Below are 13234 nucleotides of genomic sequence, written 5' to 3'. Positions count from 1 at the left end.
GGTGGGCCGCCCGCGTCCGAAGGCTCCGACTGCCTTACAATGCCGCCATGAGGGTCCGGCGCGGAGGATTCACGCACCGCCTGCTGAGGCGCCTGGCGGCGCGCGTCGGCGCCTCGGAGCGCGCTCACGCCATGCTCGAGGAGGCCCTCGGCCATGCGTACGAGGGGCTCCTCATCACGGACGTGGACGGCAACATCCTCAAGACGAACGAGGCCTACGCCACCTTCCTCGGTCTGCCCCAGGCCGACATGATCGGCCGCCACGTCACCGAGGTGGTCGAGAACACGCGGATGCACATCGTGGCCAAGACCGGGGTCCCCGAGATCGCGCAGCTGCAGAAGATCCGCGGCCACGAGATGATCTGCCACCGGATCCCGATCTTCGAGAGCGGGAAGGTCGTCGCGGTCGTGGGCAAGGTCATGTTCCGGGACGTCGACGACCTCTTCACCATGACCGGCCGGTTCGCCGCGCTCAAGAAGGAGCTCGAGTTCTACAAGAACGAGCTGCACCGGCGTGGCGGCGCGAAGTACTCCTTCTCGCAGATCGTGGGGACGAGCGCGGCGCTCGAGCGCGCCAAGGCGCTCGCGCGCAAGGTGGCGCGGAGCGACACCACCGTGCTGCTCAAGGGCGAGAGCGGCACCGGCAAGGAGCTCTTCGCGCACGCCATCCACCTCGAGAGCGCGCGGGCGCTCGGTCCCTTCGTCAAGGTGAACTGCGCCGCCATCCCGGAGACGCTCTTCGAGTCCGAGCTGTTCGGCTACAAGGCGGGTGCCTTCACCGGCGCGAACCGCGGCGGCAAGAAGGGCAAGTTCGCGCTCGCGGACAAGGGCACCCTCCTGCTCGACGAGGTGAGCGAGCTGCCCCTCGCGATGCAGGTGAAGCTGCTGCGTGTCCTCCAGGAGCGGGAGATCGAGCCCGTGGGGGCGGTCGAGCCGGAGTCGATCGACGTCCGCATCATCGCGGCCACGAACAAGGACCTCGAGGCGCTCATCGCGGAGGGGACGTTCCGGCAGGACCTCTACTACCGCCTCAACGTCCTGAAGCTCGAGATCCCGGCGCTCCGCGAGCGCAGGGAGGACATCGCGCTCCTCGTCGAGGCGCTGCTCCGCGGCCTGGAAAAGGAGACCGGCATCCCGGTGGAGGGGGTCGACCCCGAGGCCGCCGCCTCGCTCCAGGCATACCGGTGGCCCGGGAACGTCCGGGAGCTGCGCAACGTCCTGGAGCAGGCGCTCTATGTGAAGGGGGGACGCGCCATCTGCAGGGCCGACCTCCCCAGGGCGGTCGGGGGCGAGCCCGACGCCGAGGACGAGGGCCCCACGCTCAAGGTCCTCCTGCGGCGGACGGAGCAGGACGCCATCCGGCGCGCGCTGCAGGACGCCGAGGGCGACAAGCTCGCGGCCGCCGCGCGGCTCGGCATCAGCAAGTCGTCTCTCTACGCCAAGATCGAGCAATACGGCATCGCGGAAGAGGCGCACCCGCCGGTCGCCGTTCCAGGTTCGCGGAGCGACGTCCACGGCGCTGGAACGCGCCGCACGCGCTGACGCGCTGCCGCGATTTCCCGCGCAGGAGCCCGCCCAGAGCGTTGCCGCGGCGCGGCAAGCGAGGCCCGGCTGCGCACCGCTTCCAGGAACCTGGAGCGGCGCCACGGGGCCGGCGACCCCGCCCCGGAGATCCACAGGACATTCGCGCGATCGCGCGCCTGGCCCGTTCGTTGCTCCGCATAGCGTCCGCCGGGCTGGCACCTGGACCACGGCGTCCGGGCGAGCCAGCCGGCCTCACCGACGCGGAGCGAACGATGACCGTGTGCGACTCCATCGAGAAGGCGCTGGCAGGGATCGAGGACGGCGCCACCCTCCTGGCCGGCGGGTTCGGGATCGTCGGGATCCCCCAGCGGCTCATCGAAGGGCTGCGCGACAAGGGGGTTCGCGGGCTCACCGTCATCTCGAACAACTGCGGCGTGGACGACTGGGGGCTCGGGCTGCTGCTCCGCAACCGGCAGATCCGCAAGATGGTCGCGTCGTACGTCGGCGAGAACAAGGAGTTCGAGCGGCAGCTGCTCGCACGCGACATCGAGGTCGAGCTCGTGCCGCAGGGCACGCTCGCCGAGCGCATCCGCGCCGGCGGCGCCGGCATCCCCGCCTTCTACACGCCGGCCGGCTTCGGCACGCCGATCGAGGACGGGCACGAGGTGCGGATCTTCGACGGGAAGCCCTACCTCCTCGAGCGCGGCCTCACCGCCGACTTCGCGCTCGTCAAGGCCTGGCGCGCGGACCGGCTCGGCAACCTCGTGTACCGGCTCACCGCGCGGAACTTCAACCCCGTGATGGCGACGGCCGCCCGCGTGACCGTGGCGGAGGTGGAGGAGGTCGTCGAGACCGGCAGCATCGACCCGGACCAGGTGCACACACCGAGCGTGTATGTACAGCGCGTGCTCGCCAGCGCCGGCGTCGAGAAGCGGATCGAGCGCAGGACCGTGCGGGCCTAGGAGGCGGGCGACATGGGATGGACGAGAGAGCAGCTCGCGCAGCGAGCCGCGCAGGAGATCCAGGACGGCTACTACGTGAACCTCGGCATCGGCATGCCGACGCTGGTGGCGAACTTCATCCCGCCCGGCCGGCGCGTGGTCCTGCAGTCCGAGAACGGGCTGCTCGGGATCGGGCCCTACCCGACGGAGGACCAGCTCGACCCCGACCTCATCAACGCCGGGAAGGAGACCATCACCGTCATCCCGGGCGCCTCCGTGTTCAGCAGCGCGGAGTCGTTCGCCATGATCCGGGGCGGCCACATCGACCTCGCCATCCTCGGCGCGATGGAGGTGTCGGCAACGGGCGATCTCGCCAACTGGACCATCCCCGGCAAGCTGGTCAAGGGCATGGGGGGCGCGATGGACCTCGTCCACGGCGCGAAGCGCATCGTGGTCCTCATGGAGCACGTCAACAAGCAGGGTCAGCCGAAGATCCTGAACCGGTGCTCCCTTCCGCTCACGGGCAAGGGCGTCGTCCAGCGGATCATCAGCGACCGGGCCGTCATCGACGTCACGCCGCGCGGCCTCGTCCTCGTGGAGGTCGCGCCGGGCCTCACCGCGCAGGACGTGTGCGCCTCCACCGAGCCGCCCCTCCTCCTCGCGCCGCCGTTCCGCAGCTGACGTCTTCCTCACCGAAGCCCCCAACACCCTGACCGGAGGCACCTCATGGCCGTCCCCGCCGTCTCCTCGGTTGAAGCGCACCCGCAGTCGACCTATCGCGAGAGCGTCAAGGTCGCGCTCGCGAGCCTCATCGGAACCTCCATCGAGTGGTACGACTTCTTCCTCTACGGCACGGCCGCCGCGCTCGTCTTCAACAAGCTGTTCTTCCCCACCTTCGACCCGCTCGTGGGGACCATCGCGGCGTTCGCCACCTTCGCGGTCGGCTTCATCGCGAGGCCCATCGGCGGCATCGTCTTCGGCCACTACGGGGACCGCATCGGCCGCAAGAACATGCTGTACCTGACGCTCCTCATCATGGGGATCGCGACGGCCGCCATCGGCCTGCTGCCGACGTACTCCAGCATCGGCGTGTGGTCCCCCATCCTGCTCGTCACGATGCGCCTCGCGCAGGGGTTCGGGCTCGGCGGCGAGTGGGGCGGCGCCGTCCTGATGGCGGTCGAGCACGCGCCTCCGAACCGCCGCGGCTTCTACGGATCGTGGCCGCAGATCGGGGCGTACATCGGGCTGCTGCTCTCGACGCTCGTGTTCCGCTACGTCTCGAAGATGCCCGAGGGCGACTTCCTCTCCTGGGCGTGGCGTGTGCCCTTCCTCCTCAGCTTCCTCCTCGTCGGCGTGGGCCTCTGGATCCGGATGAAGGTCGCCGAGTCCCCTGTGTTCGAGAAGGTGAAGCAGCAGAAGCACGAGTCCCGGATGCCGATCGTCGAGGTGCTGAAGAAGCACCCGAAGAACATCCTGCTCGCCGCGGGCGCGCGGTTCGCCGAGAACGGCCTGTTCTACGTCTTCACGACGTTCGCGCTCACCTATGTGTCGACGCAGCTCAAGGTGGACCGCGTCATCGCGCTGAACGGCCTGCTCATCGCCTCCTTCGTGAACATCTTCGTCGGCCCGCTGTGGGGCGCGCTGTCGGACCGGATCGGGCGTCGCCCGGTGTACATCTGGGGAGCGGTCGCCTGCGGGCTGCTCGCGTTCCCGTTCTTCTCGATGCTGGCGACGAGGCAGCCTGCCATGATCTGGCTCGCCATCGCGCTGCCGCTCTGCCTCGGCCACGCCGCGATGTACGGCCCCCAGGCGAGCTTCTTCTCGGAGCTCTTCTCGGCGCGGCTGCGCTACAGCGGCGCCTCGCTGGGCTACCAGCTCGCCTCCGTGTTCGCGGGCGGCCTCTCGCCGCTCATCGCCACCGGGCTGCTCGCCTGGACCGACGGCAAGCCGTGGCCGATCGCGGTCTACATGATCGTGCTCGTCCTCATCACGGTGGTGTCCGTCGCGCTCTCCGCGGAGACGCACCGCAGCACCATCGAGGAGTGAGGAGGATCGCATGCTCATCGGAAAGAGCGCCCTCGTCACCGGCTCCACCTCCGGCATCGGGCTCGGGATCGCCCGCGCCCTCGCGGCGCAGGGCTGCAACGTGATGCTCAACGGTTTCGGCGAGGCCGGCGCGATCGAGCGCACGCGGGCGGTGCTCGAGGCCGAGAACGCCGTCAAGGTGCGGTACGACGGCACCGACCTCACCCGCCCCGCGCTCGTCGCGAAGCTCGTCGACGCGACGGTCGAGGAGCTCGGCGGGATCGACATCCTCGTCAACAACGCGGGGATCCAGCACACCGCGCCGGTGGACGACTTCCCGGCGGAGAAGTGGGACGCCATCCTGGCGACGAACCTGTCCGCCGCCTTCCACAGCACCCGGCACGCGCTGCCGCACATGAAGCGGCGCGGCTGGGGGCGCATCGTGAACACCGCCTCCGTGCACGGGCTCGTCGCATCCGTGCACAAGGCCGCCTACGTCGCGGCGAAGCACGGCCTCGTCGGGCTCACCAAGGTCGTCGCGCTGGAGACGGCCGGCTCGGGCATCACCTGCAACGCGGTCGGCCCGGGCTGGACGCGCACCGAGCTGGTCGAGCCGCAGATCGCGGCCAGGGCGCAGGCGCTCGGCGTCTCCGTGGAGGAGGCGGCGCGGATCCTGCTCTCGGAGAAGCAGCCGTCGAGGCAGTACGTGACCGTCGATCAGCTCGGCTCTGTCGTGGTCTTCCTCTGCTCGGAGGCCGCGGCGCAGATCACCGGCGTGACCCTCCCGGTCGATGGCGGCTGGACCGCGCAGTAGCCGCTCCGCTCGCTCTGCCGGGGTGCGGGAGTGACCGAAGCTCGTGAGGAGGCGACGTGAGCCAGGTGAGCATCGTCGGGGCCTACAACTCGAAGTTCGGCGCGCTCGTCCGGAAGGACCGGGAGACGGGCGAGGTGTCCGACCTGAAGTCGATCCACGAGCTCGTGGTCGAGGCCGGCAGGGGCGCGCTCGCGGACGCCGGCATGGAGGGACGGGACGTCGACGGGGTGTGGCTCGGCGCCTGCGCGCCGGGGATCCTCGCGAACCAGGAGCACCTCGCCGCGCTCGCGACCGAGATCGATCCGGCGGGGCTCCGCTTCAAGCCGATGACCCGGTGCGAGGACGCCTGCGCGTCCGGCTCGGTCGCGCTCTACAACGCGCTCTACGCCATCGAAGCGGGTCGCGCGAAGGTCGCGCTCGTGGTCGGTGCCGAGAAGATGAACCTCCTCGACACCAAGGGCGTGACGCACGCGCTCGCCACGTGCTCGTACTGGCCCGAGGAGGGCGGGCGAGGCGTGACCTTCCCGGCGCTGTTCGCGAGCTACGCCAGGGGCTACCAGGCCCGGTACGGCATCGACGACGCGGCCCTCGCGCGCATGTTCGCGACCGTCGCCGCGCTCGGCTATCGCAACGGCGTGGACAATCCGCTCGCGCACTTCGGCAAGGGTGGGCCGAGCGACAAGCTCCGCCTCTTCACGGCCGAGGCGCTCCTGGCCCTGCCACCGGAGAAGAACCCCTTCATCGCCGCGCCGCTGCGGCTGCACGACTGCTCGCTCGTGACGGACGGGGCCGCCGCGGTGGTCCTCATGAGGACCGACGACGCCAGGAGCGCAGGGAAGACGGCGGTCGAGATCATGGGCATCGGGCACGTGAACGAACGCCTGCCGATCTCCTCGCGACCCGGCATGCACGAGCTGGAGGCGGGGAGGGAGGCGGCTCGCCGCGCCTTCGCCGAGGCGAGGGTCCAGGTCGCGGACGTGGACATCGCCGAGGTGCACGACTGCTTCAGCATCGCCCAGCTCCTCACGACCGAGGCGCTCGGCCTGTCCCGCGCCGGCCGCGCCGGCTTCGATTACCTGGAGGGCCGCTTCACGCGTGACGACCGGTGCGCCGTGAACCTGTCCGGCGGCCTCAAGGCGAAGGGCCATCCCGTGGGCGCGACGGGCGTCTCGATGCACGCGCTCCTGTACAAGCAGCTCTGCGGTCGGCCCATCGGAGCGACCCCGACGCGGAAGCAGCCGGAGATCGGGGTCTCTTTCAACGTCGGCGGATCGGGTGTGACGAACTGCGTGAGCGTCCTCGGCAGAGCGGCATGACGTAGCGGAACGCTCTCCCAGACGCAGGGCCGCGTCCGGCGCGAACACGGCGGGCAGGAGCCGTCCGGCGCGATCACCGGAGCACCCGCTCTCCAGCCGCGCCGCGGGCGGGCTGGAGAGCGAGCGCCGGCGTCTGCACGACGGCGACTTCGTGGCGTCGTCGCGTCAGCGACCCGCCGCCGACGCCTGTCCCCGCGCCGTCAGCGCGCCTCCACGGCGCGATAGCCGATGCGGACCGCGCCCCAGTGGACCCCGCGGACGAAGATCGGCACCGAGAGGTCCGCCATGGTCTCGCCGGTGTCTCGCTGGTAGCGCTGGATGAGGAACGGCGCCTCGTTCCGCGCCGCGGCGAGCCCGGTCCGATCGTTGAAGATCCGCTTCGTGCGGTTGTTCACGAGGTCGTTCGCCAGGTTCCCGGTGAGGGGCTGCGAGTAGCGCTGGTTGTGGGTGGGGAGGTAGCCGTTCCGATCGACCATCACCGCGAACTGGATGAGCGGCGACTTCGCGAGGACGCTCTCCTCGATGGGGAGGATGTCGCGATCCGACAGCCGGTCCCAGTCGGTGGTGAACTTCGGGGGATCCGTCGCCGGGACGGGGTAGTAGAGGAAGCTGAACAGCCGCTCCTGCGCGACCTCCTTGTCGATCCAGCCGTCCAGGACCGCGGCGCAGCGCGCGGCGAAGCGGACGGCGAGGTCGAGCATCTCGCGCTCCTGCGAGCTGAGGCCCTCGGTGGAGGTCACCGTGGCCGGGATCACCTGCGGGCGCGCCTCGCCCGCGGCGACCGGCGACGCGGCCGCGAGCGAGAGGGAGAGGATCGCGAAGCGCATGCGGGACATGGGCACCATGGTCGATTCTCCTCGTGCGCCTAGTGGCCGAGCCGAGCCATCGCCGCCTTCATGCTGACGCGCAGGCGATCGATGGTCTTCGTGAGCTTCCCGATCTCGTCGATGGCGTCCGACTTGATGGGCGTGTCGAGCGCCTCTCCGAGGCTGATCCGATCGGCGGTCTCGGTGAGCGCCACCACGGGCCGCATCGCCTGCCGCACGACGAGGAACATGGCTCCGATCGTCACGAGCGCGAAGGCGCCGAAGACGAGGAGGAGTGACAGGAGGAGCTCGCGCTTGCGCGCGCCCATCCGCTCCATCGACACGCCCACCCGGAACCCTCCCCAGTGCTTGCCCTTCACGTAGATGGGCGAGGACACGTCCCACATCGTCTCGCCGGTGTCGCGCTGGTACACCTGCAGCAGCGAGGGCTCCACGTTGCGCGCGGCGGCGAGGCCCACCGGGTCGTCGAACATGCGCTTCGAGCGGTTGCCGACGAGGTCCGCCTTCGGGTCGCCGGTGAGCGCCTTCTGGTAGCGGGTGTTGTGGGTGGGCAGGTAGCCGCGCTCGTCGACGCCCACCGCGAAGACGAAGTCCTCCTGGTCGAGGACCTTGTCCTCGAAGACGAGCACCGCGCGATCTGTCATGGCGTCGTAGCGCGTGTGGTACTTCGCGTGCGCGCCCCACTCCCATCCCTTGATGGGCGTGTAGCTCTGGTCGAAGACGTCGGCGACCGTCAGGAGACCGCTGTCGATGGCGTCGTCGAAGAAGTTGCCGTACTGCCGCGCGCCGAGGGAGGCGGCGACGCGCGCCTTCTCGAGCGTGAGCTCCTCCATTCGCCGCGTCTGCCCGACGGTGATGACCGTCGCGGCGACCGCGGTCAGGACCAGGGCGAGCAGCGCGAGCTTCAGCGAGACCGTCGCGGCGAGGCTCGCGCGCACGGATCGGACGATGGACATCGACTCACCTCCCGGACCGCTCTTCCGCGGCCCGCCTGCGGGTGAAGTGAACTAGGGCTTCTCCAGCGTGCGGAACCTGAGCCGGTCCCCCGCGGCGAGCGTCTCGCGGAACTTGAGGCGGTCCTCCACGTCCTCGATCTGGCCGGCGAGGTCCTCGACGAGCGCTCGCGACGCCGCGAGCGCGAAGGGGTTCTCGGGGGAGACGCGTCGGACGCTCTCCTCCACGTACACCTTCGCGATCGGCCCCACGTACCGGGCGAGCTCCTTCGCGCAGCTGGACAGGAAGGCGGCGGAGGCGGGATCGGCGACGGCGATCCGCGAGAGGCCGGTGCTCGAGATCTTCGACCAGCTCAGGCCGGAGTTGGCGAGGACGGGCCTCGAGTCGGAGGGGGGCACGGACGACGAGGCGGCGGGCTGGGGCGCCGGGGGCGCGCCGAGGTTCTGCGAGGACGCGGCGCCTCCTCCGTCGAGGGCCTTCTTCAGCTTGGCCATGGCCACCCGGATCGCGACGGTCGCGAACGACGGGTTCAGCGCGGCGTCCGCGACGAGGGCCAGGACGTGGCTCTTGCCGTCACGGGAGAGGCCCAGGCTCCGCAAGAGGAGCTTGCCGTCCGCGAACTGGGCGGTCATCGACTCCCAGTCGCCCTGCTGGAGCTGGACGGCGTCGACGGCCTTCGCGAGCCAGCCGCTCACCTGCTGGCACAGGTCGCGGTCGTAGACCGCGCGGCCGCGGTGGGCGAGGAGCTGCCCGTCCCCGTCGAAGACGAGCGTCGCGTTCACGCCGGGGAGATCGAGGAGCGACTGAAGGATCGTGTCCATGGTCACCTCCGCCCCTGGAGCGCGTCGTCCCAGGCCTTCTCGACCGCGGCGAGCGCGCCGGGGCGCTCGACGCGGGCCGCGATCACCGAGCTGCCGCGCAGGAGCACGGCGTGAGCCTCGGCGGCGCCCGAGAGCGACACCCGCTCGAGGGCGCCGAGGCCGAGCTCGTTGCCGACCTGGGTGACGAGGCTCGCGAGGAAGCCCATCACCGCACAGACGCCCTCCCCGTCCTGCTCCTCGACGGCGTCGAAGAAGGTGCCCGCGAGGTCGCCGAGCACGGCGCTCTTCACCTCCGGGAGACCGGTGATCAGCGTCAGGTCCGACATGCGCTCGCTCCTTGCGATGGAAGGCCGGCCGGCTCGCCGCGCGACGGCGTCTTTCGCATTCGTGTCGTCACGCTCGCGACGTCCTTCCCCGCGGCCAGGGAGGAAGGCCCGCGCCGCGCCGGCACGCGTCGATGACCTCGATGACCTCGGGCGGCGGCCAGACGTCCGGCGGCCGCGGCAGCGCCGCGGCGGCGCGGTCGGACCACCGCTCCGCGTCGGACGCGACCCATGCGTGCCAGGAGCGGAGGACGCGGCGCCGCTCCGCGGCGGCGAGCACGAGCATGTTCTCGGCGATGCAGTCGACCCGACCGAGCACGCCGTCGGAGCGGAGCGCGAGGAGGAGCATCGCGTCCGGCGAGACGACGATGGGGGGTGCGCCGGGCGCGAGCGCCGCCTCGATGGCGGCCCGCACGTAGGCCGCGATCCCCTCGCGATCGAGGGGGGGCACCGCGAGCTCGAGGTTGCGCTCGGTGGGGAGCTCGAGGCCGCCCCGCGCGAGGGCGTCCACGAGCCCCGGCGCGCCGGCGAGCAGGACCTTGAACGATCCCGACCAGCGCGCGGCCTCGAGGACGCGCGCCAGGCCCGCCGCCGAGGCGGGCTCCGCCGTCACGCCGTCGAGCACGAGGAGGGGCGTCGCCAGGCGCCGCTGCTCGTCCACGAAGCGCTCGACGAGCGCGTCGAGGCAGGCCTCCTCGGACGCCTCGTCGGCCAGGCCCGCCGCCCTGCAGATGCCCTGCAGGAGGGCCCGTGACCCGGCCGAGGGCGGCGCGGCCACGACGAGCGTGAGCCGCTCGCCGGCGAGCTCCCGCGAGAGCTCCTGGCAGAGGGCGGTCCGGGCCTCGGCGTCACCGGTGAGCGCGACGAGGAGGCGGCCCTCGTCCCGGACGGCCTCGACGAGCTGGCGCCGGAGCGCCGCAAAGGGCTCCCCCGCGCGCAGACCGGCGTCCGACGCCCCGCCGCCGAACGGACGGTGGATGAACCCGAGCCCTTCGGCGAGGAGGCGGGGCGCCGGTGGCGCCGAGGAGGCCGGCGGCGGCACCGGCGAGGACGCGGGGCGCGCCGCCTTCGGCGCTGCGCTGCGGGACGACGCGCCGGCCGCGACGATGTCCTGCAGCACCCGCCTTCCCTCCCAGAGGAGGATCTGCGCGGACGCGTGGCGCTCTCGCGGCGTCTTCGCGAGCGCCCGCGCGACGAGGGCCGCGCAGGAGGCGGGCAGCGTCGGCACGAGCGCGCGGACGTCGGGCACCCGGCCGCGGAGGTGGCCCTGCTCGACGGTCGCCACGTCAGGACCGGGGTACGGCGGGCGGCCGGTGAGCAGGTGGAAGTACGTCGCGGCCAGCGAGTAGATGTCCGAGGCCGGCGTCGCGGCGGCGCCGCTCCAGATCTCGGGAGCGGTGTAATACGGCGTACCGACGCGGAGGTGGGCGGTGCCGGTCCGAAGCTCGGCCGAGCCGAGGGCCATGCCGAAGTCGCCGAGCTTGGTCACGCCGCGATCCCCGACGAGCAGGTTCGCGGGCTTCACGTCGCGGTGGATGACGCCGGAGCGGTGCGCGGCGTCGAGCGCAGCCGCGGCCTGCAGCAGGATGTCCGTCGCCTCGTCCGGAGCGAGCCGGCCCCGCTCCGCGATCACGGCCTCCGCGGAGGAGCCGACCACGTACTCCATCGCGATGTAGCAGTGATCGCCCTGCCTCGCCGCGCCGTAGATCTGGACGACGCGCGGGTGGTTGATCCGCGCGACGAGGCGCGCCTCGGTGAGGAACCACTGCACGGGGTCGTGGCCCTGCGCGTCCGCGACCCTCCACGACAGGATCTTGATGGCGGTGGGGCGGAGCAGCGCCTCGTCCTTCGCGAGGTAGACGACGCCCATCCGGCCACGCCCGATGAGCCGCTCGAGCCGGTAGTTCCCGAGCTTCACGCCCGCGAGGCGGGTCAGGTCCTCCTGCTCGGGACCGCGGGGCTCGGCCGTCGGGGAGGTCCGGTTCATGCGCCGAGGACCTAGAGCTCCACGCCGGTGGCGACCGGGCGGCCCTGCTCGTCCATGTCCTTGAAGACGTTCAGCAGCACCGCCTGCGGATCGAGCGCGACGGAGATCCGGGTCGAGGTCTCGTCGCCCTCGGGCTCGCGGTTGAACGCGAACTCGCCGTCGTTCCAGTCGACGAGCTCGCGGATGGCGAGCCCGATCTGCTGCTCGAGCGCCTCCTTCACCGCCGCAGCCTCGGCGATGCCCTCGCGCACGAGCAGGTCGCCGATCACCTGGTCCGGCTCCTCCTGGACCGCGCGCAGGGCCAGCGGCGAGATCTTCCGCGCGCGGAGGAGGAGCTCGCCCACCCTGGGGGTGCCCGGCGAGGCGCCGCCGGTGATCCAGCCGTCGCGCAGCCTGAGTGCCGCGACACCGCGCGCGCTGCTGCACACGAGGAGCCCGGTGCGCTTCGCGCTGCGGAGGAACTCGAGCAGGTCCGGGAAGGCGAAGACGCTGAGGCGGCCGGAGAACACCGCGTCGAGCGGGCCGGGCGCCTGCGCCCCGCGGGCGAGGAGCGACGACCCGGAGAGCTGAGGAACGGGCGGCGGCTCCCGCGTCGCGGACGGCGCGGCGGGGGCCGGGGCGGACGCCGCCGTCACCACGGCGCGGAGCGCCGCGGGATCCTTCGAGGGCCGCTGCGCGTTCGAGATGCACCCGAGCCCGAGCATCACCGAGGCGCGATCGCCCGGAGCGAGGGGCTGGGTGAGGAGCCCGCGGAACACGCTGCCCGCCTCCGCGTACTTGCCGACCTTGAGCAGCATCCACGCGAGCGCGTCGCGCGCCGGGACGAACCGCGGCGACGCGTTCGCGATGCGCCCCAGCGCCTGGATCGCGCGCGCGCTCGGCGGCGCGTCGTGCTCTCGCAGGTACTCGCTCGCGTCGGCGCGGCTCACCGTGCCGCCGCGGATCGAGTCCATCACGGCGCGCAGGCGGTCGGCGGCCGGGGTCTTCACGGGCTCGAGGATCTTCTCCGCTGCGGCGACGTCGTCCCGGAGCAGCGCCCGGCGGGCGAGGAAGACCGGCGGCTCGTCCCAGGCGGCGTCGAGGGCCGACGCGCGGGCAGCGGCCTCGGCCGCCTCCTGCTCGCGCTCGAGCGCGGCGAGGGTGCGCGCCTCGGAGAGCGACACCTGCGCGAGGCCCCAGGAATCCCCGAGCCGCTCGAACAGCGCGTGGGCGTCGCGGAGCCAGGCGAGCGCGCGCGACGCGTCGCGGTCCTGCGAGAGGACGTCGCCGGCGACCCACTCGGTGACCGCCCTCGCCTCCAGGTCGAGCTGACGCCCGAGGGGAAGCGCCTCCTTCACATGGGCCCGCGCCGCGGGGAGGCTCCCGCTCTTCAGCGCGGCGCGCGCGCTCCAGTAACGGGCGAGCCATCGGAACGAGAGGTTCTGCTGCGCGCTCGCGGAGAGCGCGCGGAGGGTCCGCTCGCCCCCCACCCCGTCGCCCGCCATGATGCTTCCGACGCCGTCGAGGAGAGTCTGCAAGGAGCCGTCGAGCTCATCGCCCTGCACGGCCTCGCTGCCGGCGCGAGCGGGCGTCGACGGACGCTCGCCGAGCGCCGGCTTGAGCGTCACCGCCTCGCTGAGGTGGCCGCGCACGATGGCGCGGCGCAGGGCCGCCCAGCGGTCGCCCGCGGCCGCGCTCGGGCCGGGCGCCGGCGGGGTCCGGCC

General features: G+C 72.0%; 12 protein-coding genes. 6 read left to right on the top strand and 6 right to left on the bottom strand.

All coding sequences use genetic code 11. The annotated features are described in order from the left end of the window. Positions 1–47 precede the first annotated feature (47 nt). The 6 genes from MNY62_RS14445 (at position 48) to MNY62_RS14420 (ending at position 6619) form a co-directional block, all read left to right on the top strand. Complete coding sequence (locus MNY62_RS14445) at positions 48–1541, top strand: sigma-54 interaction domain-containing protein (protein ID WP_242344882.1); 1494 nt, start codon at positions 48–50, stop codon at positions 1539–1541. Positions 1542–1795: 254 nt separating this feature from the next. Beyond that, a complete protein-coding gene (locus MNY62_RS14440) occupies positions 1796–2485 on the top strand; it encodes a CoA transferase subunit A (RefSeq protein ID WP_242344881.1) in 690 nt (229 codons plus the stop codon). A gap of 12 nt (positions 2486–2497) precedes the next feature. After that, positions 2498–3145 carry a CoA transferase subunit B gene (locus MNY62_RS14435; RefSeq protein ID WP_242344880.1) on the top strand — a complete coding sequence of 216 codons (648 nt, stop codon included), beginning with the start codon at positions 2498–2500 and terminating at the stop codon, positions 3143–3145. 45 nt (positions 3146–3190) lie between these two features. After that, positions 3191–4510 (top strand): MFS transporter, encoded by a 1320-nt coding sequence (locus MNY62_RS14430; RefSeq protein ID WP_242344879.1) that lies wholly within the window; start codon positions 3191–3193, stop codon positions 4508–4510. Between the two features lie 10 nt (positions 4511–4520). Further along, positions 4521–5303 (top strand): 3-hydroxybutyrate dehydrogenase, encoded by a 783-nt coding sequence (locus tag MNY62_RS14425; RefSeq protein WP_242344878.1) that lies wholly within the window; start codon positions 4521–4523, stop codon positions 5301–5303. Between the two features lie 56 nt (positions 5304–5359). Further along, positions 5360–6619: a thiolase C-terminal domain-containing protein gene (locus MNY62_RS14420; protein ID WP_242344877.1), complete on the top strand. Its 1260-nt coding sequence runs from the start codon at positions 5360–5362 to the stop codon at positions 6617–6619. Positions 6620–6819: 200 nt separating this feature from the next. On the opposite strand, the gene MNY62_RS14415 is transcribed toward MNY62_RS14420, so the two are convergent. From MNY62_RS14415 to MNY62_RS14390, 6 genes are all read right to left on the bottom strand, one after another. Then, the gene (locus MNY62_RS14415; RefSeq protein WP_242344876.1) at positions 6820–7464 is read right to left on the bottom strand and encodes a hypothetical protein; all 645 of its coding nucleotides are present in this window, start codon (positions 7462–7464) and stop codon (positions 6820–6822) included. 20 nt (positions 7465–7484) lie between these two features. Beyond that, a complete protein-coding gene (locus tag MNY62_RS14410; RefSeq protein ID WP_242344875.1) occupies positions 7485–8402 on the bottom strand; it encodes a HAMP domain-containing protein in 918 nt (305 codons plus the stop codon). Between the two features lie 51 nt (positions 8403–8453). Continuing rightward, positions 8454–9221, bottom strand: a complete 768-nt coding sequence (locus MNY62_RS14405; RefSeq protein ID WP_242344874.1) for a roadblock/LC7 domain-containing protein — start codon at positions 9219–9221, stop codon at positions 8454–8456. Between the two features lie 2 nt (positions 9222–9223). Continuing rightward, positions 9224–9547: a hypothetical protein gene (locus MNY62_RS14400; protein ID WP_242344873.1), complete on the bottom strand. Its 324-nt coding sequence runs from the start codon at positions 9545–9547 to the stop codon at positions 9224–9226. Positions 9548–9614: 67 nt separating this feature from the next. Further along, positions 9615–11531, bottom strand: coding sequence for a protein kinase domain-containing protein (locus MNY62_RS14395; RefSeq protein WP_242344872.1), 1917 nt, complete (start codon positions 11529–11531; stop codon positions 9615–9617). 11 nt (positions 11532–11542) lie between these two features. Beyond that, the coding region (locus MNY62_RS14390; RefSeq protein ID WP_242344871.1) for a DUF4388 domain-containing protein at positions 11543–13234 on the bottom strand (1692 nt) is incomplete at its 5' end.

Origin of the sequence: Anaeromyxobacter terrae (assembly GCF_022690685.1) — a bacterium.
Classification (GTDB): Bacteria; Myxococcota; Myxococcia; order Myxococcales; family Anaeromyxobacteraceae; genus Anaeromyxobacter; species Anaeromyxobacter terrae.
Note: the sequence above shows the minus strand (reverse complement) of the source record. Positions and strands in the feature narration are given on the sequence as shown.

What these genes read in the sequence shown, in the direction of transcription:
- MNY62_RS14430 (WP_242344879.1), top strand. Translation starts at nt 3,191, where the DNA reads ATGGCCGTCCCCGCCGTCTCCTCGGTTGAAGCGCACCCGCAGTCGACC.
- MNY62_RS14440 (WP_242344881.1), top strand. Translation starts at nt 1,796, where the DNA reads ATGACCGTGTGCGACTCCATCGAGAAGGCGCTGGCAGGGATCGAGGAC.
- MNY62_RS14425 (WP_242344878.1), top strand. Translation starts at nt 4,521, where the DNA reads ATGCTCATCGGAAAGAGCGCCCTCGTCACCGGCTCCACCTCCGGCATC.
- MNY62_RS14415 (WP_242344876.1), bottom strand. Translation starts at nt 7,464, where the DNA reads ATGGTGCCCATGTCCCGCATGCGCTTCGCGATCCTCTCCCTCTCGCTC.
- MNY62_RS14445 (WP_242344882.1), top strand. Translation starts at nt 48, where the DNA reads ATGAGGGTCCGGCGCGGAGGATTCACGCACCGCCTGCTGAGGCGCCTG.
- MNY62_RS14400 (WP_242344873.1), bottom strand. Translation starts at nt 9,547, where the DNA reads ATGTCGGACCTGACGCTGATCACCGGTCTCCCGGAGGTGAAGAGCGCC.
- MNY62_RS14405 (WP_242344874.1), bottom strand. Translation starts at nt 9,221, where the DNA reads ATGGACACGATCCTTCAGTCGCTCCTCGATCTCCCCGGCGTGAACGCG.
- MNY62_RS14410 (WP_242344875.1), bottom strand. Translation starts at nt 8,402, where the DNA reads ATGTCCATCGTCCGATCCGTGCGCGCGAGCCTCGCCGCGACGGTCTCG.
- MNY62_RS14435 (WP_242344880.1), top strand. Translation starts at nt 2,498, where the DNA reads ATGGGATGGACGAGAGAGCAGCTCGCGCAGCGAGCCGCGCAGGAGATC.
- MNY62_RS14395 (WP_242344872.1), bottom strand. Translation starts at nt 11,531, where the DNA reads ATGAACCGGACCTCCCCGACGGCCGAGCCCCGCGGTCCCGAGCAGGAG.